Raw genomic sequence first — 22,105 nt, forward strand, 5'->3', positions numbered from 1 at the left:
ACTACTACAGAAGGAGGATCCCCTCAATCAAAATATTCAATTATTTTAGAAAGATTTCTGCTTCCGCGACTTTACTAACAACCCCGAAAGTCGAGTTTCTTGAATGAAACGTTCGCCGCATGTATATTCAGGTATCTTTCAATGTCCGCTACGGAGATACCATGTTCAAGCATCTGAAAATGCGGTATAAAATTCTTTTTCCGGTCAGCCTGGTCATCATTTTGGTCTTAGTGGCCATGATGTTCGTTGTTCAGGACAGGCTCAAGGAACAGGCGCTCACGGACGCGCGGCGGCTGGCGCAAGAGATCAGTTCCCGCTACGCGAACATGGTCAAGGGCGAGCTGGGCGCCGTCACCTCCGCGGCCAAGGCCCTGGCGGCGGGCATGGCCAACGAACGCGCCCAGCCAGAGCCGGACCGGCGTGTGGCCGCGGGTCTGCTGCATCGAACATTGGATGCCTTTCCGGGGCTTTTCGGGGTCTGGACGGCCTGGGAACCGAACGCTTTTGATGGCCGTGACGCGGAATTCGTCAAGGCCGACGCCTTGCACGAGGAATCCGGTCGCTTCCTGGCCTATATCATCCGGGAAAAGACCGGGACCACCGAAACCCACACCACGGTGGTCAATGCCACGTCGCGCGCCGAGGATGACAAATGGTATTGGCAGCCTCTGCAGACCAAGCGCGTGTTTCTGACCGACCCCACGACATACGAAGTGGCCGGCCAGAACAGGATGATGATCAGTGTTTGCGTGCCGCTTTTCGAACAGGGTCAGGCCGTGGTGGGGGCGGATTTAAGCCTGGAGGGTCTGCAAGCCCTGGCCGCGCGGGTTCAGGTTTTCGATACGGGTTATGGCTTCTTGTTGTCCCAGACTGGGATGGTCGTGGCTCATCCCGACAAGGACTTGATCGGCGTGAATTTTCGCGATCATATCGCCGACGCCAATAGAGCCGATTTCGAAACGTCCCTGGCCCAGGGCGAACAGGTTCTCTTCACGCAGTATTCCAACACCACGCATCAGGACATGCTTTACTGCATGACGCCCATTTCGCTTGAAGGCGTGGATGGGTACTGGAATTTTGTCATCAACATTCCGCAAGAGGCCATCTTTGCCGGCGCCCGCGACATGCAAACCCTGTTGCTGGGCCTGAGCCTGGGCGGGCTGGTCCTGCTTGTGGTGCTGGTTTATGGTATCATCGGGATGATCGTGAAGCCCGTGGGCGAGATCACCGTCGTGGCCCAGGCTATCGCGGCCGGGGATCTGGACCGAAATATCGGGATTCAGCAGCGGGACGAGATCGGGATCCTGGCCGATTCCTTGCGGGGGATGGTTGCCTCGCTCAAGGGCAAGATCGAGACGGCCAACGTCAAGACGCGCGAGGCCGAGGAGCAGAGCCGACTGGCACGGGAAGCCATGGACCAGGCCGAGGCGGAGCGACGGCGCGCGGCTTTGGCCCGAGCCGAGGGTTTGGCCCAGGCCGGGGCGCGTCTGGAACGGATCACGTCCGTGATCGTCGACGCTTCCGAACGCATGGCTGCCCAGACCCGGATCATGCTCCAGGGCGCGGATGAGCAAGGTGGTCGTATCCAGGGCACGGCCACGGCCATGGAGGAAATGAACGCCACTGTTCTGGAAATCGCCCGCAACGCTTCCCAGGCGGCCGAGGTTGGGCAGCAGGCCCAATCCAAGGCCGAGGAAGGCGCGGGCGTGGTGGAACAGGCCAAGGCCACCATGGGCCAGGTCGTGTCCGAGGTGGATGTCCTGAAGCACAACATGGCCGAGCTTGGCACCCAGGCCCAGGGTATCGGAGCCATCATCGGGGTCATCGACGATATCGCCGATCAAACGAACCTCTTGGCCCTGAACGCGGCCATCGAGGCGGCCAGAGCCGGGGACGCCGGACGCGGGTTCGCCGTGGTTGCCGACGAGGTACGCAAGCTGGCCGAAAAAACCATGACCGCGACCAAGGAAGTGTCCGCGTCCATTAGCGCCATCCAGAGCGCGGCAATGGACAATATCGGGGCCATGGATTCCGCCTTTGGTAGGATCACCGAGGCGGATCGCTATTCATCCCGATCCGGGGAAGTGCTTTTGGAAATCGTGAGCCAGTCCGAGGCCAGCGCCGCCCAGATCAGGAGCATCGCCACGGCGGCCGAGGAACAGTCCGCAGCCTCGGAGGAGATCAACCACGCCATCGACGACATCAATCGCATCACCCAGGAAACCTCTCGGGGGGCACGCGAGGTGGGCGATTCCATCTCCGGGATGGCGGCCCAGATCGCGGAACTCAACGCCATCGTCATGGAACTCAAATCCTCGAAAGCGGACGAATAAAGAGAAGAGAAGGGGAGGCTTCAGGCCTCCCTTAGTTTTTGGAAGGACACGCCGCGCGTAGGAAAAGCCCCGGCCGGAGGTCGGGATGATCGCAGCGCAGGATCAGGCGCAGGCCGCTGTGCGCGTCGCGCACGAGACTACCGTCGTCTTTTTCCGCGCCGAACGATCCGGCCGCGAGACGGGGGCGGCGCAGGCCCGGGGCCAGGATTTCCAAGGGTTCGCTGTCCTGGAAGCGGTGCTTGACGTCCATGATCCATGCTCCGGGGCGGATTTCTTCCACAAGGCGGGCCACGATGTTCTTGCGGTGCTCGCGCGGCAGGGGCTGGGCCAGGGTATGGCGGATGGGCGTGAAAAAACCGGTGGACAGCGGCCGGGTCGCGGTCTGACGTAATTCGTCCAGATACAGGGCGGGGCGGAACACGCCCGTGGTCAGGTCATCGAGGGCCGTGCGGTGGATATCCGTGACCTGGGCCAGATAGGACGTGGTCTTCATGCGCCCCTCGATTTTGAGGCTGTGCACGCCGACGCGCTGGAACCAGCGCAGGTACTTGATCAGGCACAGATCCTCGGCGCCCATGATCTGGGTGTAGTCTTCGTCCTCGACCAATTCCCACATGTCCTGGCCGGACCGCAGCCGCTCTTCGAGACGGACTCCGGTGATTTTGTAATCAAAGCGGCAAGGGTGGGTGCACAGGCCCTGGTTGGCGGACCGGGCATTGACATGGGCCGAGAGCAGACATCGCCCGGAAATGGCCATGCACATGGCCCCATGCACGAAAACTTCCACCTCCAGGTCCCGGACATTTTCAAGCACGGTGCGGATGCGCGCCGCGCCCAGTTCACGGGCCAGATTGACCCGTGTCACGCCCTGGTCGCGCCAGAACGCGGCCGAGGCGGAGTTGGATGTATTGGCCTGGGTCGAGAGATGTATGGGGATGCGTGGAGCACGTCGCCTGGCCATGGCCATGACGCCGGGATCGGCGATGATGAGGCCATCCACGCCGGAGGCGTCCAGTTCGTCCAGATAGCGGGCGACTTCGGGCAGTTGTTCTTCCCAGGCCAACAGGTTCAGGGTGAAGTAGACCTTGGCCGCGTGGGCGTGGGCCGTGGCCACGGCCTGGCGCAGGGCTGGAAACGAAAAGCCGCCGGCCTTGGCGCGCAGGTTCAGGCCCTGGCCCCCCAGGTACACCGCGTCGGCTCCGTAGAGCAGGGCCGTGCGGAGCTTGTCCGGATCGGCGGCCGGGACCAGGAGTTCGGGCATGGCGTTCACGAGCATTCGGGCAGGGCCAATCCAAGGGCTGCGCGGCGTTCCTTCATGCGTTCCACCAGCCGGTAGGACGGACGCAGGCCTCCTTTGCCCCGGCCCAGGGCGATGTTGGGCTTGTTGTCGCCGTGGAAGTCCGAGCCGGCGCTTTCCAGCAGGTCGAGACGCCGGCACAAGTCGGCGTAGACCGTGGTCTGGGCCTGGGTGTGCATGGAATAGTAGACCTCCATCCCGTCCAGGCCCCAACCCTTGAGCTCCCGCAACACGTTCTCCAATCCCCCTTCGTCCAGATGCAGGGTGCAGGGATGGGCCAGGATGACCGTGCCTCCCTCGGCCTTGAGCAACTCGATGGCCTGACGTGGATCGAATTTTTCCTTGGGCGCGTAGCCCTTGGTGCCGGGGCGTAGCCAGGATGCGAAGGCGTCGCGCATGTCCAGGGCGTGGCCCTTGCTCACCAGAAGTTGGGCGATGTGCGGCCGGCCGATGGTGCCACCGGCGGCGGTGCGTTCCAATTCATCGTAGGTGATGGCCACGCCGTGGCTGTTCAGGTTGTGGATGATGGTTTCGTTGCGGGTTTTGCGCAGCCGGGTCAGCGTGTCCAGGCTGGCCTGAAGCCGGATCGGACGCAGGGGCAGCCACAGACCCAGGATGTGCATGCTGCCCTTGGGAAAATTGACGCTCAGTTCACAGCCGCCGATGACTTCGATTTTCCAGGCGCGGCCGGCCGCGCAGGCTTCCGGCAGCCCCTGGATCGTGTCGTGGTCGGTCAGGGCCATGGCCCGAAGGCCCATGGCCGCAGCCTGGGCCACCAGCTCGGACGGCGTCAGGGTGCCGTCGGAGGCGGTGGAGTGGGTGTGCAGATCGATTTCTGGCATGTAATTGGGTTGAGGCTGGAATCCGGGAATGGCAGAGCGTGTGTTTACCCGGAAAAAACAAAAATCGGCATGCGTCGGAACACACGCCGTTTTCAGAGCGCCGGAGCGCGGGACGTTATTTGAAGCGGTAGGTAATTCTGCCCCGGGTCAGGTCATAGGGAGAAAGCTCCACCTTGACCCGGTCGCCCGGAAGGATGCGGATGTAGAATTTGCGCATTTTGCCAGAGATGTGCCCCAGTACCTGATGACCGTTTTCCAGGCGCACCAGAAACATGGCGTTGGGCATGGCTTCCTCGACAATACCTTCGACTTCGATTGACTCTTCCTTGGCCATATAAGACGGATACCTTCTTTGTTTACAGGAGTTTTGATTCAAAGACGCAAATTCATACCCGCTTGAAAGTGAAATGACAAGCTTCGAAATTTCTCCCCAACCGATCCCGAGGCATGGATCAGGGGCCGATGCGCACGGGTCCGGCATCCCATCCTGGCCGTGGCCTCGTGGGGGCGCTTGTGCCCGGAGAAGGAAATACCCTCGAATTTTTGAAGCCGGAGCGGACACGCGGTTTTCGTCGAAAATGGACTTGCCTGTTCCCGCCCTTGCCTCCTAGGTCTTGGGCGGCTCGGCGCCGCTGGCGCCCTTTTTTGAACCTTTTCACGTGAGGACGATCTTCATGAAATATAAGGCAGTTGTTTTCGATATGGATGGCACCCTGCTCGACACCCTGGATGACTTGGCGGATTCCATGAATCGGGTCCTGGTCCGGAATCATTTACCGACCCATCCCGTGGCGGCGTATCGCGAGTTCGTGGGCAGTGGCGTGAAACAGCTGGTTCATCGCGCCCTTCCTTCCGAGGTCCGCGACAACGAGGGCGTGGCGGACGCCTGCGTGCGTGGATTTCTGGACGAATACGAAGCCAACTGGAATGTGAAAACAGGACCTTACGCGGGCATTCCCGAGCTTTTGGACAATCTTGTGGCCCGGAACATGCCCATGGCGGTGCTGACCAACAAGCCACAGGATTTCGCGGACCTGTGCATGCAACGATTTCTGGGGAACTGGCCCTTTGCCGTGACCATGGGTCAGGTACCCGGCGTGCCGGTCAAGCCTGATCCGGCCGGAACCTGGCGCTTGATCGAGCGTTTGGCGGTGCGCCCCGAGGAAATCGCCTATCTTGGCGACACGGATGTGGATATGCGCACCGCCGTCAACGCGGGCATGTTTCCGGTGGGCGTTCTGTGGGGCTTTAGGTCGGAAGGGGAGTTGCTGGATTCCGGCGCGGCCGCGATCATCGGGCATCCCCTGGACGTGCTGCGCCTTTTGAACTGAACGCCGGATTGGGCGTGTCGGCTGCTTTTCGTCCGAGGCCGTGGGCTCTTTGGCTGGCACGCGTGGCCGGGAGCCGGATGGATGCGCCGATTCGGACATGGGTCCGAAAAACCGGGATGGTGCCCACGGCTAGAGCAGGTTGGGCATGCGTCCCGGTCCGGTCGTGTCCAGGACGCGTGCGTCCAGAAGTTCGTCCAGCTCTTCCAGGAGGCGGCCCCGGTCCGTTGGCAGACGCCCGGCCAGGGGCAGGATGTTCGAGACATGGTCCGCCCTGAACACCGTTTGGCGGAGGTTTAGCGCCGCGAGCAGGTCGCGCAGCTCCCGCGCGGCCTCCGCCTCGGACAGGAGGGCAAAGCGTCCGGCCTGGATCCACGCGGACAGCGGCGTCTTGGGGATGGGAACAAGACGCAGACAGGAGAGCAGCCGGGGTTGCATGGCATTCAGGGCCAGGGCCGTGTCGCGGACATGGGCGGCCGAGGCGGCGCGTCCGCCAAGGCCCAGGAGCACCATGACCGAAACCGAGATTCCCGCCATCCGCATCCTTTGGGCGCCATCGATCATGCACGCGGCCGAAGTGTTCTTGGCCATGCGTTTCAGGATGTCCTCGCAGCCACTTTCCAGACCAAGGTACACCGTGCGCAATTTGGCGGCGCGCAGCGCGTCCAGGTCGTGATCGCTTTTGGCGGCCATGGCCCGGCCCGAGGCGTAGCACGTCACCCTGGACAGTGCCGGAAAGTGCTGGTCCAGCTGCTCCAGGATGGTCAGCAGACGTGGCGTGGGCAGGGCCAGGGCGTCGCCGTCGGCGAGAAACACGCGTCGGGCCAGGGGTTTCGCGCGCGCGGCCTGGGCAATGGCGCGGGCCGTGTCCTCGGGCTCGTGGACGCGGTAGGGCACGCCCCGGTACATGGCGCAGAAGGCGCAGGCGTTGTGCGGGCACCCGTCGGCCACCCGGATGAGCACGCTATCGTGCTCGGCCGGTGGGCGGAACATTTGGTGTTGGTGTGCGGACATGGGCGGTTTGCGCGGTGTAGGGTTTAAGAATCTTGACCAGATCCGCCTTGGCCACGGGCTTGGGAAGATGGCCGTTCATGCCCACTTCCAGGAAGCGCGCCGTGTCCGAGGCAAAGGCATGGGCGGTCATGGCGATGATGGGGATGCTTCCTCCCTTGTCCTTGGGCCAGGACCGGATGATGGTGGTAGTCTGGATCCCGTCCATTTCGGGCATCTGGATGTCCATGAGAACCAGGTCGAAGTTATCCGAGGCCAATTTTTCCAGAACCTCCTTGCCGGTCATGGCCAGGGAGCCGTGATGGCCGAGAGATTCCAGGAATTTGAGGGCGACGGTGCTGTTGATGGGATTGTCCTCGGCCACCAGCACGTTCAGGCTGTGCTTTCCGGGCATGGCCAGGGGCGCTGTTTCGGGTTTGGCCGGGTTTTCGAGTTTGGCCGGAGGGGATGCCAGGGGCAGAAGGACATAGAAGGCCGTTCCGAGTTCGTCGGATTCAAAAGCCATGGATCCGTTGAGTAAAACCACCAGCTGGTGGGTGATGCTCAGGCCCAGGCCCGAGCCGCCGAATTTTCTGGTCTGGGTGGAGTCGGCCTGGGAAAAGGGCTCGAAAAGGCGGTCTTGGGCTTCGGGTGGGATACCCACGCCCGTGTCGCGGATTTCGATGAAAATGCGGTGCTCGCCCGGTCGCACGGGCGAGAGCAGGGACATGGACACGTCCACCCGACCGTGCGGGGTGAATTTGACCGCGTTGCCGATGATGTTGGTCAGGATCTGGCGGATGCGCACCGTGTCTCCGAACAGATATCCGGGCACGGCCGCGTCCACGGCGATGTCCAGGACAAGGCCCCTGTCCAGGATCACGGCCTGAAAGCTGTCGTCGAGGTCCTGCATGAGCGCGCGGGGACTGAATGTCTCCGCGATCACGGGCATGCGCGAGGCCTCCAGCCGGGACAGATCGAGGATGTCGTTCAAAAGGCGTAGCAGGCTCTTGGCCGACTGCATGGCCGCCTGCAGGTAGCGTTGGTTGTCGGCCGGATCGGGGCTGTCCATGGCCAGTTGCAACATGCCCATGATGCCGTTCATCGGAGTGCGGATTTCATGACTCATGTTGGCCAGGAACTGGCTTTTGGCCCGGGCCGCCGTCTCGGCGTCCTCCTTGGCCTGGGACAGTTTTTGCTCGGCCGTCCGGCGTTCCTCCACTTCCAGACTGAGCTGGGTGAAGGTGTCGAGCAGGTTTTCGCGCATGTTTTCCAAGGCGGCGGTGACCTGGTCCAATTCGTCGTTATGATTGTTTTTGCGCAAGATAATGGGACGACGCAGGTTCGTGGGCGAAAGATCCATGACCTGGTTGGCCAGGGCGCCGAGGTGGCGGCCGATGAGATGGTGGAACAGGGCGATCAGGGCCGCCGCCAGGGACAGCGCGACCACGCTTTGGGCCGACAGGGTGCTCAGAAATTCCTGGCCAATTTGTTTTTGTAACGGGTCCAGGGACGCCGTGACCGAGAGCTGCCCAAGATGATAGGGCTGGCCGTTGAAGGCGTGGATGAGCTGGAAGTCGCGGTGCAGAAGATTTTTGCCGGTCATGGCGCCGGCTTCGGCGATGACCGTGCCGGATTGCGTGATCCTGGCGTGGATGAAGTTGGGCCGCTGGATCAGGCCCTGGAGCTGGATGGCGAGCAGATTGGAGTCGAGTTGCCACAGGCTGGCGGTGATGCCCTTCAAGTCGGAAGCAGCCACGTGGTCCAGGGTGTTTTTCAGCGTGGCGACATCATGACGATATTGATGAAAGAGTTGCAGGCCGGCCAGGAGGGCGCTCATGACCACGCTCAGCAGGCAGGCCGAGATGATGAGCCTGGAACTCAAGCTGCGACGGGTCGTGGACATGGCATGGTCCTTGTGGGCGACAAAAGGCTCCGCAGGATATTTTTTCCAAATATCGGGCATGCTACGTGTCCCTTGAATCTTTGACAAGTACTGTCCGAGATTGGAGATGCCGTCCTTTTTTGCATATCCGGCTGCCTCCTGCTAAACAGGCTGACCATGAAGACAACATTGCGCCTGCCCGATTACTTGGACTTGGAATGGTTTTTGAGACAGGACGGCGACATCCCGCCACGGGAAGTCGCCGAACGGGATCGGGCCATTGGCTTGCGGGTGCCTTCCCCCGAGGCCGTCAACCTTGGTTTGTGGTTGGCCGCGCGGCGCCAGACGGATTTAGGCCCCCTGCCCTCGAACCTGTTTCGTTCGGCTCGGACCGTGGCGGGGTGGGGGCTTGGCTTGGTGGGATTTTTGGCCGGGGTTTCCCTGGCCCAGGTTCTGCTGGCGTACTCCGGACAGGCCCCGATCAATGTGTCCGTGTTTCTGCTCGCGGCCGTGGCTCCGCAAACCCTGCTGTGTCTGGTGTCCTGTCTGTTTTTGCTTATCCGCCGCCCCGTTCCCGGTCCAGCGGGGTCGGTTTTTTTCCTGATTTGGCGTGGGTTGGCGCGTCATGCCGCCCCTGGCGATGCCAGCGCGCGCCTGGAGGGTCTGATCCGGGGTTCCGGGCGCTATGGTCGGATGCTGCTTCTGGAAGGCCTGCGCTTGTCGCATCTGGCCGGGGTCGCCTTCGCGGCTGGCGCGTTGCTCTGCCTCCTGGTGGCGGTCGTGGCCACGGACTTGGCTTTTGGCTGGCAATCAACCTTGCGGACGGGCGCCGCCGGCGTGCACGATCTGGTCATGATTTTGTCCTGGCCGTGGTCCATGGCGCCGGACTCCTGGAACCTGGCCCCTGGTTTGGAGCAGATCGAGGGCAGCCGTATCGTGCTCAAGGATGGGATCGCGGCCCTGGCCAATGCCGATTTGGTGGCATGGTGGCCCTTTTTGTCCATGTGTCTGCTGGTCTACGCGTTGTTCCCGCGCGTGGGACTGCTGCTGGTCGCGCATCTGGGTCTTTCACGGTTGGAGCGTCGTTTTATCCATCCCGATCAGGCCCGTATCGAGGACCGCATGCGCGCGCCGGTTCTCGGGCTGCGCGCGCCGGCTCAAGTCGGACCATCCGTGCCCCTGCCCCTGCGCGCCCATGAACAGGTTGAGCCGCCGGCTCCTTCCAGCCAGACAGGCGAGGTCGGGTGCGCTGTCCTGGTGCCCGAGGAATTGGCCGACCGTATTCCGAAACCGGATCTGGAACGCCTCGCGGAGCGCGTTTGCGGCTATCCGGAGACCAGGATCATGACCGTGGAACTCGACGCGGACGGGGCCCGGCTGGCGGCCCAAGCCTGCGCCGGCCTGACCTGGGTCGGCGGTTTTGAGCGCGTGGTGCTCCTGGTCGAGGCTTGGCAACCCCCGATTCGCGAATCCCTTCTGGCCGTGGCCGACCTGGGTCGGGACAATCCTTCCGGACGGAGTGTTTTCGTGGCCCTGACTGGCCGCCCCCGCGGCGGGGTCTGGCTGACCCCGCCCTCGGACACGGAGCGGCGGGTCTGGACCGAGGCCTTGGCCCGCTTGGCGCCAATCCGGATCACCGTGTTTCCCGTGGAGGCAGAATGAATCTCCCCGTGTTCGCCGTCATCGGTCATCCCAACGAAGGCAAATCCTCGGTGGTGGCCACGCTGGCCGAGAACGACAGTATCCGGATCAGTCCCACTCCGGGAGAAACCATGGTCAGCACCGCCTACCCGGTTCTGGTGGATGGTCAGCCCGTCATCACCTTCGTCGATACGCCTGGTTTCCAGAATCCGTTGCAAACCCTTGGGTGGATGCGCAAGTACGAGGGCCCCGACGAGGAGCTGCTGCCACGGTTTTTGAAGGAGTTCGAGAACGATCCGGGCCTGGCTCACGAGCGCGAGCTCCTGCGTCCCGTGGCCGAGGGCGCCGGCGTGATCTATGTGCTCGATGCCTCGCGCCCGGTTCGACGGGTGGATCTGGCCGAGATGGAGATTTTGCGCCGGACGGGACGGCCACGCATGGCTGTTCTGAACTGCAAGACCGGCGAGGAAGCTTTTTTGGAAGAATGGAAAGTGGAGCTGCGCAAGCATTTCAACATCGTCCGGACGTTCAACGCGCTGCGGGCGACTTTCGCCGAGCGCGTCCGGCTTCTCGAAAGTCTGCGCGCCCTGGAGCAGGACTGGGAAAAGTCCCTGGACAGGATCGTGGACGCCTTTACCCGCGACTGGTTCCGGCGCAACCGGGAGTGCGCCGCCCTGGTCTGTGATTTTTTGGGGCGGGTGTTGGTTCTGTCCGAAAGCGCCACCCTGGGCGAGGGCGAAAACCGGGCAAGGCTGGAAAGCGCCCTGGCCGCAAAGCTCAAGGAGCGTCTCCGGTCCGAGGAATCCCGGCTGCATGGTCATGTTTGCGCCCTGTTTCGGCACGAGGCAACGCTTTTTGACCTGCCCGAGCACTCGGTGTTGCATCAGGATTTGTTTGGCCGGACCACCTGGCGGGTCCTGGGGCTGAACCGGGCCCAGCTGGTCACGGCGGCCACGGCCGCTGGCGCGGCCACGGGCGTGGCCGTGGATCTGGCGACCCTGGGCACCAGCCTGGGCGTGTTCGCGGCCGTGGGCGGAGCCATCACGGGTTTGGCCGCCCTGTTCAAGGGGGAGAAACTGGCCCGGCACAAGATCATGGGCCTGGAACTGGGGCAGCGGACCGTGCGGGTCGGCCCGGTCGGCACGGTGCAGTGGATGTTCATTCTGCTGGACCGGTTTCTGCTCCATTACTGGTATGTGATCCGCTGGGCCCATGCCCTGCGGGACCACGGCGAACTGTCCACCGAGGTGCTGGCCGAGCGCGAAAAGCTAGAATTGAACATCCCGTGGGATCGCCCGACCCGCAAACTGTGCGCGGATTATTTTCAAGCCAGACAGGAAGGGGACGATGCGCGTCTGGTTGGCTTGGAACAGGAACTGCGGCGTTTTATCGAGGACGAGCTGAAGCGGCTTTCCTTTCTGTGAGGCGCCCACCGGAAGGACATGCTTGTTTTGTCCGCTGGGCGCGCTCGCCGTGCTTGTCAGTCGTCGTCCTTCGTGGCCGCATCGGATGTTTTCCAGCTGATTTCAACTTCCAGCTTGGTTTTGCGTTCGCCGCCCTTGTTTTTTTGCTCGACGCTGTACTCGACGTCCACGTCCTTGGGCACGGTCACGGCCAGCGGGCCGTCGGCTGTTTCGAGGATGAATTCCCGCCGGGACAGCCCATCGGCGATTTCCTTGAGCAAGACTCCGGCCATGTAGGCCAGACGGGTCTCCTCGATATCCACCAGTTTGTTTTTTTCGGACATGGAAACCTCCGTGTTATGGGTTCTTGGGGCGGTATTTCCGGGACCGGCTGATCGCGACACACTCCCGGACGTGAGTACGCCAATCGTTACGCCGCTTGCGCGGGGTTGACAAATCTGGGCTGGATTCCGGGTGGCGTGTCCGCGGGCCGTCCTCGGAGGCGCGGCTTGAGCCCCGGAGAGGGGCTTGGAACGGAGGGCTGGCGATGTGGCCCGGATTACTCCGGGCCGTGGCCCGATAGCATGTCGAGGTCTTAGTCGTCCTGGGGCGGGACCAGGCAGTTGAGACCCACGCCGTATTCCGCCTGGGACGAAATGGGCAGATTCTTTTTCCAGATGACCTTGGCGAAATAGCGGGCCGTGACGGCGCCGGTTTCGTCCTCGGGAGAGTGGGATGAGTCCGGTGGCGTTTCCAGGACCTCGATTTGGAGCTCTTCACCGAGTTTTGGCGGTGGGTAGTTGAGTTCCAGGTACATGCCCGTGGCGTTGTGGTTGATCATGCGACCTGGACGGTATTCGTCGTCGTTTCCAGAACAATATCTGATGATGGCCCGATGCGGGATGCGCGGGGTACGTCGTTTTTCAAAGCCGTTGGCCATTTCTCCTCCAATGCTGGCTGTTGGGAAGATTGTTTTTGGGAATGGTCATAATGAAATAGACGTGCCAAATAATAAAAAATAAATAAAACTAAGTATTTATTTTTTAATTGATACCTCTTGAAAATTGGTTTTGGGCCCGAATGTCCTGTTTTTTCGGAGAAAGCAGGGGAGAGGGGATGAATACAAGGAGGTATTCCGGTTTGCCCGGACTTTTCGGTGAGCTGATTGAATTGGTCCGTAAATGGCAAACCCCGCCAAAAGAGGCGGGGTTTGGAAGCCTGATCCGCTTCAAAGCGGATGACGCCGGGAAATCCTGTCGCGGGCAACGGTCTATTTGACGTGGCAGCTGTTACAGGCCAGGGGCGCGTCGCCCTGTCCGCTTTTTTTCAGGGCGCGGTGACAGCCCACGCAACTCTTGGTGGTGTCGGTGCCGGTGTGGAAGGCGGTGTACACGGAATTGGTCTCGCCCCTGGTCGCGATGTTGTCGTGGCAGCCTTCGGTGGTACAGCTTTCGATGGCAAGGCTGCTGGCCACGGTGTGGTGGCAATCGGCACAGGCGATATGCATGTGCGACGCGTGATTGAAGGTGACATCAGCCTTTTTGGGCGTGTATCCCTCGAATTTCGAGGCACTCATGACCACGCTTTCGGGGATTTCGAAATTTTCAGCCATGGCCGCTCCAGCCGTCAGCATCAAGGCCACCAGGACAAGCATTCCGATTCGTCTCATTTTTTCCTCCTTGAAATGTCTCCATGTTTCGTTTTCCGTGTTCGTGCCCGGGTTCGGGCGGAGCCGGAAAACGCACCCCTTCCCGTCAAGGGGCAAGTGCTACCTTGTCCCGACCGGAAGAGCAAGTCTCCAATGCCTGGGCAAGGCCTTCTTTTTTGGGCTAATAGTTTGAAAAAAAAGTTTAATTCTTTTTTCACAAGGTACCTTGCTTGACAAGGCGACGGGCCCCCGGCAAGCCCCGTTCCAAAGCGACCCGAACCGCCATGGGACGCTTCGGGCATCACGAACAGCAGGAGGATTCATGGCTGATCAGCATCCCCTGGAGCCACTCATCCAGGTCGAAATCGTCAAGGTCACGCCTGAAGGGCGGCGCGTCGAGTCCGACGTGGTCGCCACGGAAGTTCCGGTGACCATCATGGACGGCGCGGTGGAAATCGCGACCCTGATGTGCACGCCGGAAAATTTGGACGATCTGGCGCGGGGTTTCTTGTATACTTCGGGGTTGCTGGCCCGCCCCGAGGATTTTTTGGATTGTGAAATCGACCCTGGGCAGTGGGTGGCGCGGGTTCGCCTCGCGCGGAGCGTGGACCCGAGTCAGCTGGCCAGTCGGGCTTTCACCACGGGCTGTGGCAAGGGCGTGCTTTTTGGAAGCCCCCTGGAGCTGGCCGGGCATGAGCCGCTGCCCTCGGGGTTTACCGTGGCCGCGCCACGCATCCAGGATTTGGCCAACTGGTTTCGTCGTTATTCGGATTTGCATCACGCCACGGGAGGGGTACACACCGTGGCCTTGAGCCTGGATGGAGCCGAGCCGGGCCTGATTCGGGACGATGTCGGCCGCCACAACGGCATGGACAAAGTCGTGGGGCGGGCGCTGCGCGACGCTTTGGATTTGACCGCGACCATCCTGATTACCTCGGGACGGATTTCCTCGGAAATCGTGCACAAGGCGCGTCGGGCCGGAATTCCGGTTTTGGTGTCCCTGGGCGCGCCCACGCATCAGGCCGTGTTGCAGGCCCGGGAGCTTAACGTGACCCTGGTCGGCTTTGCCCGTCAGGCTCGTTTTTCCATTTTTTCCGCGCCCGAGCGGATCAGGTGAGGTTGGAAACCATGTCTCGGAAGGAAGTTCTGGTGTTTTTGGCGCGTCTTTTCGTGGTTGCAGTGCTGTTTTTGCCCGCGTGCTCGCGGCGCGATCCCAACGTTCTGGAGCCGACCGCCGCTCTGGAGTTGATCGCGTCGCGGCGGGGACACCCGGATTTTGTCCTCGTTGACGTGCGCACCCTGGGTGAGTTTCGCGCCGGGCATATCGAGGGCGCGCGTTTGATCGACTTCCACGGGGCGGACTTTTTGCAAAAAATGGCCGAGCTGGACCGCGAGTCCACGGTTTTTCTGTATTGCCGTAGTGGTAATCGCAGCGCCAAGGCCAGGAGGGAGCTTCGTGAGATGGGCTTTGTCACGACGTATGACCTGGCCGGTGGCGTTATCGCCTGGAGCGAGACTGGGTTGCCCTTGGTTCGGGCGGCGCCGTGACACGGTTGGCCGGTGACCCATCGATGCCGCCTTTCGTCGGGATGACGATTGGCGGCATTTTGTATCCGGGACGCATTCCGCGTGCGCGGTAGCGCGGTCGAGGCGCCCCACCGCTGGCCCAAAGCCCGAAACGGGCATGCTTGGCGCCGATGTCGTTGTCCCGGGGACAGCTCCGTCCGGCCATGATCACGCTGGACATGCCCCATCGCCGATGACTATGGCATCGAATCTGCTTATGTTTGACCTCAAGTCCCGTGAATGCACGCGGTGTCGTTGCCCCCTGTGTCAATTTGTTCCATTGGTCACGAATGATGATGTATCAAATTGGGTCATTATGGGCTGTGTGTCCGGGGCTGGGATTCATGTCAACCGGACGGTTCGCCGTTCCTTACCGCAAGTTGGGTATGCCTATGCAAATCTTTGATCTTGCTACTGCCGACCTTGATTTCATCGCCGAGGTCGAAGCCCGCAGCCATCAGAACGTCAAAAACTGCTACCAGTGCGGCAACTGTACGGCCGGATGTCCGTACAATTTCGCCTACGATTATTCGGTCAGCCAGATCATGCGCTTGATCCAGACCGGACAGAAGGAAGCAGTGCTCAAGAGTCGTTCCCTGTGGCTGTGTGGGTCCTGTCAATCCTGTACCACGCGGTGTCCGAACAACATCGACGTGGCCACCATCATGGATGTATGCCGGCACATGGCGCGGGAACAGGGCTACGCCACGGAGCGCAACGTCAAGTTGTTTTCCGACGCGTTCCTGCATTCCGTCGAGAAGCATGGCCGGGCTTACGAATTGGGGCTCATGACCGAGTACATGACCCGTTCGGGTCGGGTTTTTACCGATGTCGACCTGGCGCCGACGGTGCTCATGCGCGGCAAGCTGCCGTTCAAGCCGCATCCCATCCAGGGGCGGGAACAAGTGACACGCATTTTCGAGCGGTTCCGTAAAGGAGGCATCAATGAATAAAATTGCCTATTATCCGGGCTGCTCCGGCCAGGGCACTTCCGAGGAATACGACCGCTCCTCGCGGGCGATCTGCAAGGCCCTCGGCATCGATCTGGTGGATATCCCGGATTGGAGCTGTTGCGGCTCCACGCCCGCGCACACGGTCAACCATGTTCTGTCCGCGGCCCTGTCCGCCCGCAATCTGGCCCTGGTGGAGGGCATGGGTTTGGACACGGTGACCACGCCCTGTCCGAGCTGCCTGACCAATCTGCGCACGGCGGCTCACAAGATGGAGAATCCCGAGTTCCGCGCCAAGGTCAACGCCCTGCTCGACGTGCCCTGCACGAAGACGATCGAGGCGCAGTCCGTGCTGCAGATCCTCACCGAGAACGTGGACATGACGTTGATCAAGTCCAGGGTCGTCAAACCCCTGACCGGGATCAAAATTGCCTGTTATTACGGCTGCATCATGAACCGTCCGCCGGAGCTTATGCGTTTTGACCATCACGAGAATCCCATGGCCATGGACAACATCATGACCGCCCTTGGCGCCGAGGTCGTGCCGTACCCGCTCAAGGTGGAATGTTGTGGGGCGTCCTTCGGCATCGCGAGGGGCGATATCGTGGCCCGGCTTTCGGGCAAACTGCTGGACGCCGGCCGCCGGCTGGGGGCGGATGCGTTCGTGACGGCCTGTCCCTTGTGTCAGATGAATCTGGACATGCGCCAGGGCCAAATCAACGACGCCTTGCACGAAAATTTCAAGATTCCGGTTTTCTACTACACGCAGTTGCTGGGCTACGCCCTGGGACTGGACCGCGCGGACCTGGGATTTGAAAAACTGTGTGTGGATCCGCGACTGGCCCTGGGCAGGATCAAACAACCGGCGCAGGCCAGCTAGGGAGGACGCGATGCGAATTGGTGTTTTTATCTGCCACTGTGGCAGCAATATTGCCGCAACCGTGGACTGTCCGAGTGTCGCGGCCACGGCCCTGACCTATCCCGACGTGGTTTTTTCCACGGACACGATGTACGCCTGCTCCGAACCGGGTCAGGACGCCATCATTCAGGCCGTCAAGGAAAAGAACCTTGATGGCGTGGTTGTCGCCTCGTGTTCGCCGCGCATGCACGAGCCGACTTTTCGCCGTGCCGTGGAGCGGGCAGGGCTGAATCGCTACATGTTCGAAATGGCCAACATCCGGGAGCATGTATCCTGGATCGGCAAGACCAAGGACCTGAACACGGGCAAGGCCGCCGAACTGGTGCGCATGGCCGTGGAAAAATTGCGCCGCGACCGTCCACTGCTTGCCAAGCGTTTCGAGACAACCAAGCGCGTGCTGGTCATTGGCGGCGGCGTGGCCGGCATCCAGGCCGCCCTGGACTGCGCCGATGGCGGCCTGGAAGTGATCATGGTCGAGCGCGAGCAGAGCATCGGCGGCAAGATGGCCAAACTGGACAAGACCTTTCCCACCGTGGACTGTTCGTCCTGCGTTTTGGGCCCGAAGATGGTCGACGTGGCCCAGAATCCGAACATTACCCTGTACGCCTGTTCCGAGATTGAATCCGTCGGCGGCTACGTGGGTAATTTCCAGGTCACCATCCGCAAAAAAGCGACGTATGTGGACTGGAACAAATGCACGGGCTGCGGTCTGTGCACGGAAAAATGCCCCAGCCGCAAGCACCCGGATACGTTCAACGAAAATTTGTGCAACGCCCCATCCATCAACATTCCGTTCCCCCAGGCCATCCCCAAGAAGGCGGCCATCAACCCCGAGACATGTTTGATGCTGACCAAGGGCAAATGCGGGCTTTGCGCCAAGGTCTGCCCGACCAAGTGCATCGACTTCGAGCAAAAGGACGAGCTCATCAACGTGGATGTCGGCGCCGTGGTCGTGGCCACCGGGTACGATCTTTTTGATTGGCACAAGTATCCGCAGTACGGCGAAGGCCGCTATCCGGACGTGATCACGTCGTTGCAGTACGAGCGTCTGCTTTCGGCTTCCGGCCCCACGGGCGGACACATCAAGCGTCCTTCCGACGGCAAGGAGCCCAAGAACGTGGTCTTTATCCAGTGCGTGGGCTCGCGCGACAAGTCCGTGGGCCGTCCGTACTGTTCGGGGTTCTGCTGCATGTACACGGCCAAGCAGACCATTTTGACCAAGGACCACCTTCCGGATTCCCAGTCCTATGTTTTCTACATGGACATCCGCTCCCCCGGAAAGATGTACGACGAGTTCGTGCGCCGGGCCATGGAAGAGTACGGCGCCCAGTACGTGCGTGGTCGCGTGTCCATGATCTACCCCAAGGATGACAAGCTCATCGTGCGCGGCGCGGACACCCTCATCGGCACCCAGGTCGAGGTCCCGGCCGATCTGGTCGTGTTGGCCGTGGGCGTGGAAGCGGCCCATGGCGCGGTGCAGCTCGGTGAAAAGCTGCGCGTGGCCCCGGATCAGTATGGGTTCTTCGTGGAAAGCCATCCCAAGCTCAAACCCGTGGAAACCAACACCGCCGGCGTGTTTCTGGCTGGAGCCTGTCAGGGCCCCAAGGACATTCCGGCTTCCGTCGGCCAGGGCAGCGCCGCCGCGGCAAAAGCCCTGGTTCTTCTCTCCAAGAAAGAACTGGAATCCGATCCGGCCGTGTCCAGAGTTAATCCGGCCCGGTGCGTGGGTTGCGGCAAATGCGCCCAGACCTGCCCCTTTGGAGCCATCAAGATGGTCGAGGACCGCTTCGGCAACCCCAAGGCCGAGGTCATCGACACGGTTTGCCAGGGTTGTGGCATCTGCACCGTGACCTGCCCGCAGGGCGCGATCCAGCTTGAACATTTCACCGATAACCAGATCCTCGCGGAGGTGAACGCCTTATGCCCGCCCAAGATTCTCGCGAACTGCGAATAGTTGGTTTTTTGTGTAACTGGTGCTCGTACGGCGGCGCGGATACGGCGGGCGTTGGGCGCTTCATTCAGCCCACGGATCTGCGCGTCATCCGCGTACCCTGTTCGGGCCGTATCGATCCGTTGTTCGTGGTCCGCGCGCTTATGAACGGGGCCGACGGCGTGCTCGTGTCCGGCTGCCATCCCCGTGACTGCCATTATTCCGAAGGCAATTACTATGCCCGGCGGCGGCTGGAACTCCTGAAGCGCTTTTTGCCCATCACCGGGATCGATGAACGGCGCTTTGAGTACACCTGGGTTTCGGCCTCGGAAGGCCAGCGCTGGCAGCACGTGGTCACGGAATTCACCCGACGCATCCATGAGCTTGGCCCGGCGCCGCTGTTCAACCCCGTGTCCGAGGCGGACTGGAACGCCCTGGCGCTCAAGGCCAGCCAGGGACTGGGCTGTTCGTGTCACGGTTAGGGACCACAATGACCGCCGTTTCGCGGCAAGAGCATCAACGCGGATGCCTGGCATCCGTTTTTCTAAGGAGGACTCCATGTCCCAATTGGACGATCTGAAAGCAGCCATCAAGGACCGCCTTGGCGAGCTGGATTGCGTCATCGGCTGGGAGCAGGGCTACGATGCCCTACATGCCACGCCGCTGTTCATCCGCTCCGAGGCAGATCTGGACCGGCTGATCATCGGCCCCCTGGCCGTACATAACCTGTCCACCTATCTACCTGGACTCAAAGGTAAAAAAGTGGGCATTGTGGTCAAGGGCTGCGACAGCCGCAGCGTTATCGAACTTTTGAATGAAAAATTGATCAACCGGGACGACGTGGTCATTTTTGGCCTGTGTTGCGACGGCGTGGTCAGTCAGCGTAAAATCCGGGCGGCTCTTTCCGCCGATCCAGGCTTTGTCGAATCCGTGACCGTTGGCGCCGACGATCTGAAAATCACCGTCGCTGGTCAGAACGCGACCCTCAAACTGGCCGACGTCAAGGCGGACAAATGCCTGACCTGCCAGCATCCCGACGCAGTGCTTTCCGACGTCCTGATCGGCGCCAAGCACGGGGCTCCGGCCTTGGCCAGTCTGGCCTGCCAGGATGAATTCGAGGCCAAGTCCGACGCCGAAAAATTCGCGTTCTGGCAGGAGACCATGAGTCGGTGCATCCGGTGCTATGCATGCCGCAACGCCTGTCCCATGTGTGTCTGTCGGGATTATTGCATCGCCACCAGCCGCGATCCGCTTTGGGTCAGTCAGGAAAATTCCCCGACCGAAAACATGATGTTCCAGATGATCCATGTGTCCCATCTGGCTGGTCGGTGCACGGAGTGTGGCGAGTGCGAACGGGCCTGTCCCGTGGACATCCCGTTGATGCTGCTGCGGCGTTACATGAACAAGCAGGTCAAGGATGTTTTCGAGCATCAGGCCGGAACGGCCCTGGATCAGACACCGCCGCTCTTTACCTTCAAGGTCGAGGAAGAGCGCATCCACGAGCGAGGCTGGTAATGGAAAGATTCATCACAAAAACAAACCTGACCCGCCTGGCCGAGGATCTGGCCGCCACCTGCCGGGTGTTGGCACCCGTGGCCACGGGCGGCACCGTTACCTTCCACCGGCTTCGGTCCGGCATGAGCATTGACCTGCACTCGCGCATGGCCGCCGTGTCGCCCAAGGCCGCGACTTTTCCCCAAACCGAGGAATTGCTGCAGGTCACCCGCGAAGGCGAGGACAAGAAGCCGGAAATTCACGAAACCCTGCCCCAGGGCAAGAACGTGGTTATCGGTTGCCGGCCGTGCGGAGCCCGGGGCAAGCTTATCTTTAACCCGGTTTACGAGACCGAAAAGATCAAGGACCCGTACTTCATCCAGCGGCGCGACAACACGATCTTTATCACCCTGGCCTGCGACCGGCCGGAAACGACCTGTTTCTGTCACAGCGTGGGCGGTGGACCGGCCGACACCGCCGGTTCCGACGTGCTCCTGACGTTGGTCGGCGAAGGCTACGTGGCCCGGTCCGTGACTCCGGAGGGCGAGGAGATCATGAAGCACGCCCTGTTCGAGGATGCTGGCGACAAGGGCAAGGAAGCCGATGCCAAGAACGCCCGTGCCCTTGAAATGATGGGCCCGGCCCATGATTATTCCTCGGCCCCGGCCAAGATCCTGGCCCGTTTCGACGACATGGATTTTTGGACCGCCCAGTCTGCCAAGTGCATCTCCTGCGGCGCCTGCACCTACATGTGCCCGACCTGTTACTGCTTCAACATCACCGACGACGACCTGGGTCTGACCAGCCGTCGCATCCGGACCTGGGACAACTGCATGTCCCATACCTTCACCCTGGAAGGCAGCGGGCATAATCCGCGTCCAACCAAGGCCCATCGCCTGAAAAACCGGGTCGGCCACAAGTTCAGCTACTATCCGGATCTGCACAAAAAGGTCATCGCCTGTTGCGGATGCGGCCGGTGCATCAAGCAGTGCCCCGCCGGCGTGGACATCCGGCAGATCGTGAACGCAGCACAGGAGTATTCCGAATGAATACCAATCCCTATCTCCCGGACATGGCCACCATTGTCGAGGTGATCCAGGAGACGCACAACATCAAAACTTTCCGCGTGGTGCTCAATGACGAGGAGAAGATGAAGAATTTCACCTTCCGTCCTGGTCAGGTCGGGCAGCTCTCGGTTTTTGGTGTCGGCGAATCCACCTTTGTCATCAACTCCTCGCCAACCCGCATGGACTATCTCCAGTTCAGCGTCATGCGCGTGGGCGAGGTGACCACCCGTCTGCATCAGCTCCAGCCAGGAGACCAGATCGGCGTGCGCGCGCCCCTGGGCAATTCCTTTCCCATCGAGGACTTGAAGGGCAAGAACATCGTTTTTGTCGGCGGTGGCATCGGTATGGCCCCCTTGCGCACCCTATTCACATATATGCTCGACAATCGTAAGGATTACAAAGACATCACGCTTCTGTACGGTGCGCGCAGCCCGGCCGACCTGACCTACAAGGCCGAACTGCCCGAATGGACCAGCCGTAAGGACGTGAACACGGTACTGACCATCGACAATCCCTTCGACGGCTGGGAGCACAAGGTTGGCCTCATCCCGAACGTGCTCCTGGAAATCAACCCCTCGCCCAAAAACACGGTGGCCATCACCTGTGGTCCGCCGATCATGATCAAGTTCACCCTCCAGGCCCTCAAAAAGCTGGGTTTCGAGGATGAAAACATCATCTCCACGTTGGAGAAGCGCATGAAGTGCGGCGTGGGCATCTGCGGACGATGCAACATCGGCACCAAGTATGTGTGTCTGGATGGACCTGTATTCACCTATGCGCAGCTCAAGCAGCTGCCATCCGAACTCTAGGAG

General features: G+C 61.2%; 21 protein-coding genes. 13 read left to right on the forward strand and 8 right to left on the reverse strand.

All coding sequences use genetic code 11. The features are described from left to right. Nucleotides 1–119 precede the first annotated feature (119 nt). A complete protein-coding gene (locus tag EOL86_00410) occupies nucleotides 120–2,333 on the forward strand; it encodes a methyl-accepting chemotaxis protein (GenBank protein ID NCD24041.1) in 2,214 nt (737 codons plus the stop codon). Nucleotides 2,334–2,364: 31 nt separating this feature from the next. Here the strand turns inward: EOL86_00410 and EOL86_00415 are convergent, their stop codons facing one another. The 3 genes from EOL86_00415 to EOL86_00425 all read right to left on the reverse strand — a co-directional run bounded on the left by EOL86_00415 (nucleotide 2,365) and on the right by EOL86_00425 (nucleotide 4,806). Continuing rightward, nucleotides 2,365–3,603: a U32 family peptidase gene (locus tag EOL86_00415; GenBank protein NCD24042.1), complete on the reverse strand. Its 1,239-nt coding sequence runs from the start codon at nucleotides 3,601–3,603 to the stop codon at nucleotides 2,365–2,367. Next, nucleotides 3,600–4,472 (reverse strand): PHP domain-containing protein, encoded by an 873-nt coding sequence (locus EOL86_00420; GenBank protein ID NCD24043.1) that lies wholly within the window; start codon nucleotides 4,470–4,472, stop codon nucleotides 3,600–3,602. Before EOL86_00420 ends, EOL86_00415 begins: the two co-directional genes overlap by 4 nt. A gap of 115 nt (nucleotides 4,473–4,587) precedes the next feature. After that, the gene (locus EOL86_00425) at nucleotides 4,588–4,806 is read right to left on the reverse strand and encodes a translation initiation factor IF-1 (GenBank protein NCD24044.1); all 219 of its coding nucleotides are present in this window, start codon (nucleotides 4,804–4,806) and stop codon (nucleotides 4,588–4,590) included. A gap of 340 nt (nucleotides 4,807–5,146) precedes the next feature. Between EOL86_00425 and EOL86_00430 the strand changes: the two genes are divergently transcribed. Beyond that, nucleotides 5,147–5,803, forward strand: a complete 657-nt coding sequence (locus EOL86_00430) for an HAD family hydrolase (protein NCD24045.1) — start codon at nucleotides 5,147–5,149, stop codon at nucleotides 5,801–5,803. Between the two features lie 129 nt (nucleotides 5,804–5,932). Here EOL86_00430 and EOL86_00435 read toward each other — a convergent pair whose 3' ends face one another. Together EOL86_00435 and EOL86_00440 are read right to left on the reverse strand one after the other, a co-directional pair. Then, the gene (locus EOL86_00435; GenBank protein ID NCD24046.1) at nucleotides 5,933–6,814 is read right to left on the reverse strand and encodes a radical SAM protein; all 882 of its coding nucleotides are present in this window, start codon (nucleotides 6,812–6,814) and stop codon (nucleotides 5,933–5,935) included. Beyond that, nucleotides 6,765–8,756, reverse strand: coding sequence for a response regulator (locus EOL86_00440; protein ID NCD24047.1), 1,992 nt, complete (start codon nucleotides 8,754–8,756; stop codon nucleotides 6,765–6,767). The genes EOL86_00435 and EOL86_00440 overlap by 50 nt, the downstream gene beginning before the upstream one ends. Nucleotides 8,757–8,852: 96 nt before the next feature. Between EOL86_00440 and EOL86_00445 the strand changes: the two genes are divergently transcribed. Continuing rightward, on the forward strand, nucleotides 8,853–10,337 hold the full coding sequence (locus EOL86_00445; GenBank protein ID NCD24048.1) for a DUF2868 domain-containing protein: 1,485 nt from the start codon (nucleotides 8,853–8,855) through the stop codon (nucleotides 10,335–10,337). Beyond that, nucleotides 10,334–11,740 carry a DUF3482 domain-containing protein gene (locus EOL86_00450; GenBank protein NCD24049.1) on the forward strand — a complete coding sequence of 469 codons (1,407 nt, stop codon included), beginning with the start codon at nucleotides 10,334–10,336 and terminating at the stop codon, nucleotides 11,738–11,740. Before EOL86_00445 ends, EOL86_00450 begins: the two co-directional genes overlap by 4 nt. Nucleotides 11,741–11,796: 56 nt before the next feature. Here EOL86_00450 and EOL86_00455 read toward each other — a convergent pair whose 3' ends face one another. The 3 genes from EOL86_00455 to EOL86_00465 all read right to left on the reverse strand — a co-directional run bounded on the left by EOL86_00455 (nucleotide 11,797) and on the right by EOL86_00465 (nucleotide 13,388). Next, nucleotides 11,797–12,063 carry an amphi-Trp domain-containing protein gene (locus EOL86_00455; protein ID NCD24050.1) on the reverse strand — a complete coding sequence of 89 codons (267 nt, stop codon included), beginning with the start codon at nucleotides 12,061–12,063 and terminating at the stop codon, nucleotides 11,797–11,799. A gap of 251 nt (nucleotides 12,064–12,314) precedes the next feature. Next, on the reverse strand, nucleotides 12,315–12,659 hold the full coding sequence (locus tag EOL86_00460) for a PilZ domain-containing protein (GenBank protein NCD24051.1): 345 nt from the start codon (nucleotides 12,657–12,659) through the stop codon (nucleotides 12,315–12,317). A 330-nt stretch (nucleotides 12,660–12,989) separates the two neighbouring features. Further along, nucleotides 12,990–13,388: a hypothetical protein gene (locus EOL86_00465; protein ID NCD24052.1), complete on the reverse strand. Its 399-nt coding sequence runs from the start codon at nucleotides 13,386–13,388 to the stop codon at nucleotides 12,990–12,992. Between the two features lie 301 nt (nucleotides 13,389–13,689). Between EOL86_00465 and fdhD the strand changes: the two genes are divergently transcribed. From fdhD to EOL86_00510, 9 genes are all read left to right on the forward strand, one after another. Beyond that, a complete protein-coding gene (fdhD, locus tag EOL86_00470; protein ID NCD24053.1) occupies nucleotides 13,690–14,484 on the forward strand; it encodes a formate dehydrogenase accessory sulfurtransferase FdhD in 795 nt (264 codons plus the stop codon). Between the two features lie 11 nt (nucleotides 14,485–14,495). Continuing rightward, entirely contained in the window at nucleotides 14,496–14,915 is a 420-nt protein-coding gene (locus tag EOL86_00475; protein NCD24054.1) for a rhodanese-like domain-containing protein, read from the forward strand. Between the two features lie 410 nt (nucleotides 14,916–15,325). Beyond that, a complete protein-coding gene (locus tag EOL86_00480) occupies nucleotides 15,326–15,886 on the forward strand; it encodes a heterodisulfide reductase subunit C (protein NCD24055.1) in 561 nt (186 codons plus the stop codon). After that, a complete protein-coding gene (locus EOL86_00485; GenBank protein NCD24056.1) occupies nucleotides 15,879–16,763 on the forward strand; it encodes a heterodisulfide reductase subunit B in 885 nt (294 codons plus the stop codon). The genes EOL86_00480 and EOL86_00485 overlap by 8 nt, the downstream gene beginning before the upstream one ends. Before the next feature lie 10 nt (nucleotides 16,764–16,773). After that, nucleotides 16,774–18,756: a CoB--CoM heterodisulfide reductase iron-sulfur subunit A family protein gene (locus tag EOL86_00490; GenBank protein ID NCD24057.1), complete on the forward strand. Its 1,983-nt coding sequence runs from the start codon at nucleotides 16,774–16,776 to the stop codon at nucleotides 18,754–18,756. After that, nucleotides 18,723–19,214: a hydrogenase iron-sulfur subunit gene (locus EOL86_00495; GenBank protein NCD24058.1), complete on the forward strand. Its 492-nt coding sequence runs from the start codon at nucleotides 18,723–18,725 to the stop codon at nucleotides 19,212–19,214. Before EOL86_00490 ends, EOL86_00495 begins: the two co-directional genes overlap by 34 nt. 76 nt (nucleotides 19,215–19,290) lie before the next feature. Beyond that, nucleotides 19,291–20,247, forward strand: coding sequence for a 4Fe-4S dicluster domain-containing protein (locus tag EOL86_00500; GenBank protein ID NCD24059.1), 957 nt, complete (start codon nucleotides 19,291–19,293; stop codon nucleotides 20,245–20,247). Next, complete coding sequence (locus EOL86_00505) at nucleotides 20,247–21,275, forward strand: hydrogenase (GenBank protein ID NCD24060.1); 1,029 nt, start codon at nucleotides 20,247–20,249, stop codon at nucleotides 21,273–21,275. The genes EOL86_00500 and EOL86_00505 overlap by 1 nt, the downstream gene beginning before the upstream one ends. Further along, nucleotides 21,272–22,102, forward strand: a complete 831-nt coding sequence (locus tag EOL86_00510; GenBank protein NCD24061.1) for a hydrogenase — start codon at nucleotides 21,272–21,274, stop codon at nucleotides 22,100–22,102. Before EOL86_00505 ends, EOL86_00510 begins: the two co-directional genes overlap by 4 nt. The last annotated feature ends 3 nt before the right edge of the window (nucleotides 22,103–22,105 follow it).

The organism is Deltaproteobacteria bacterium, from assembly GCA_009930495.1.
Classification (GTDB): Bacteria; Desulfobacterota; Desulfovibrionia; order Desulfovibrionales; family Desulfomicrobiaceae; genus Desulfomicrobium.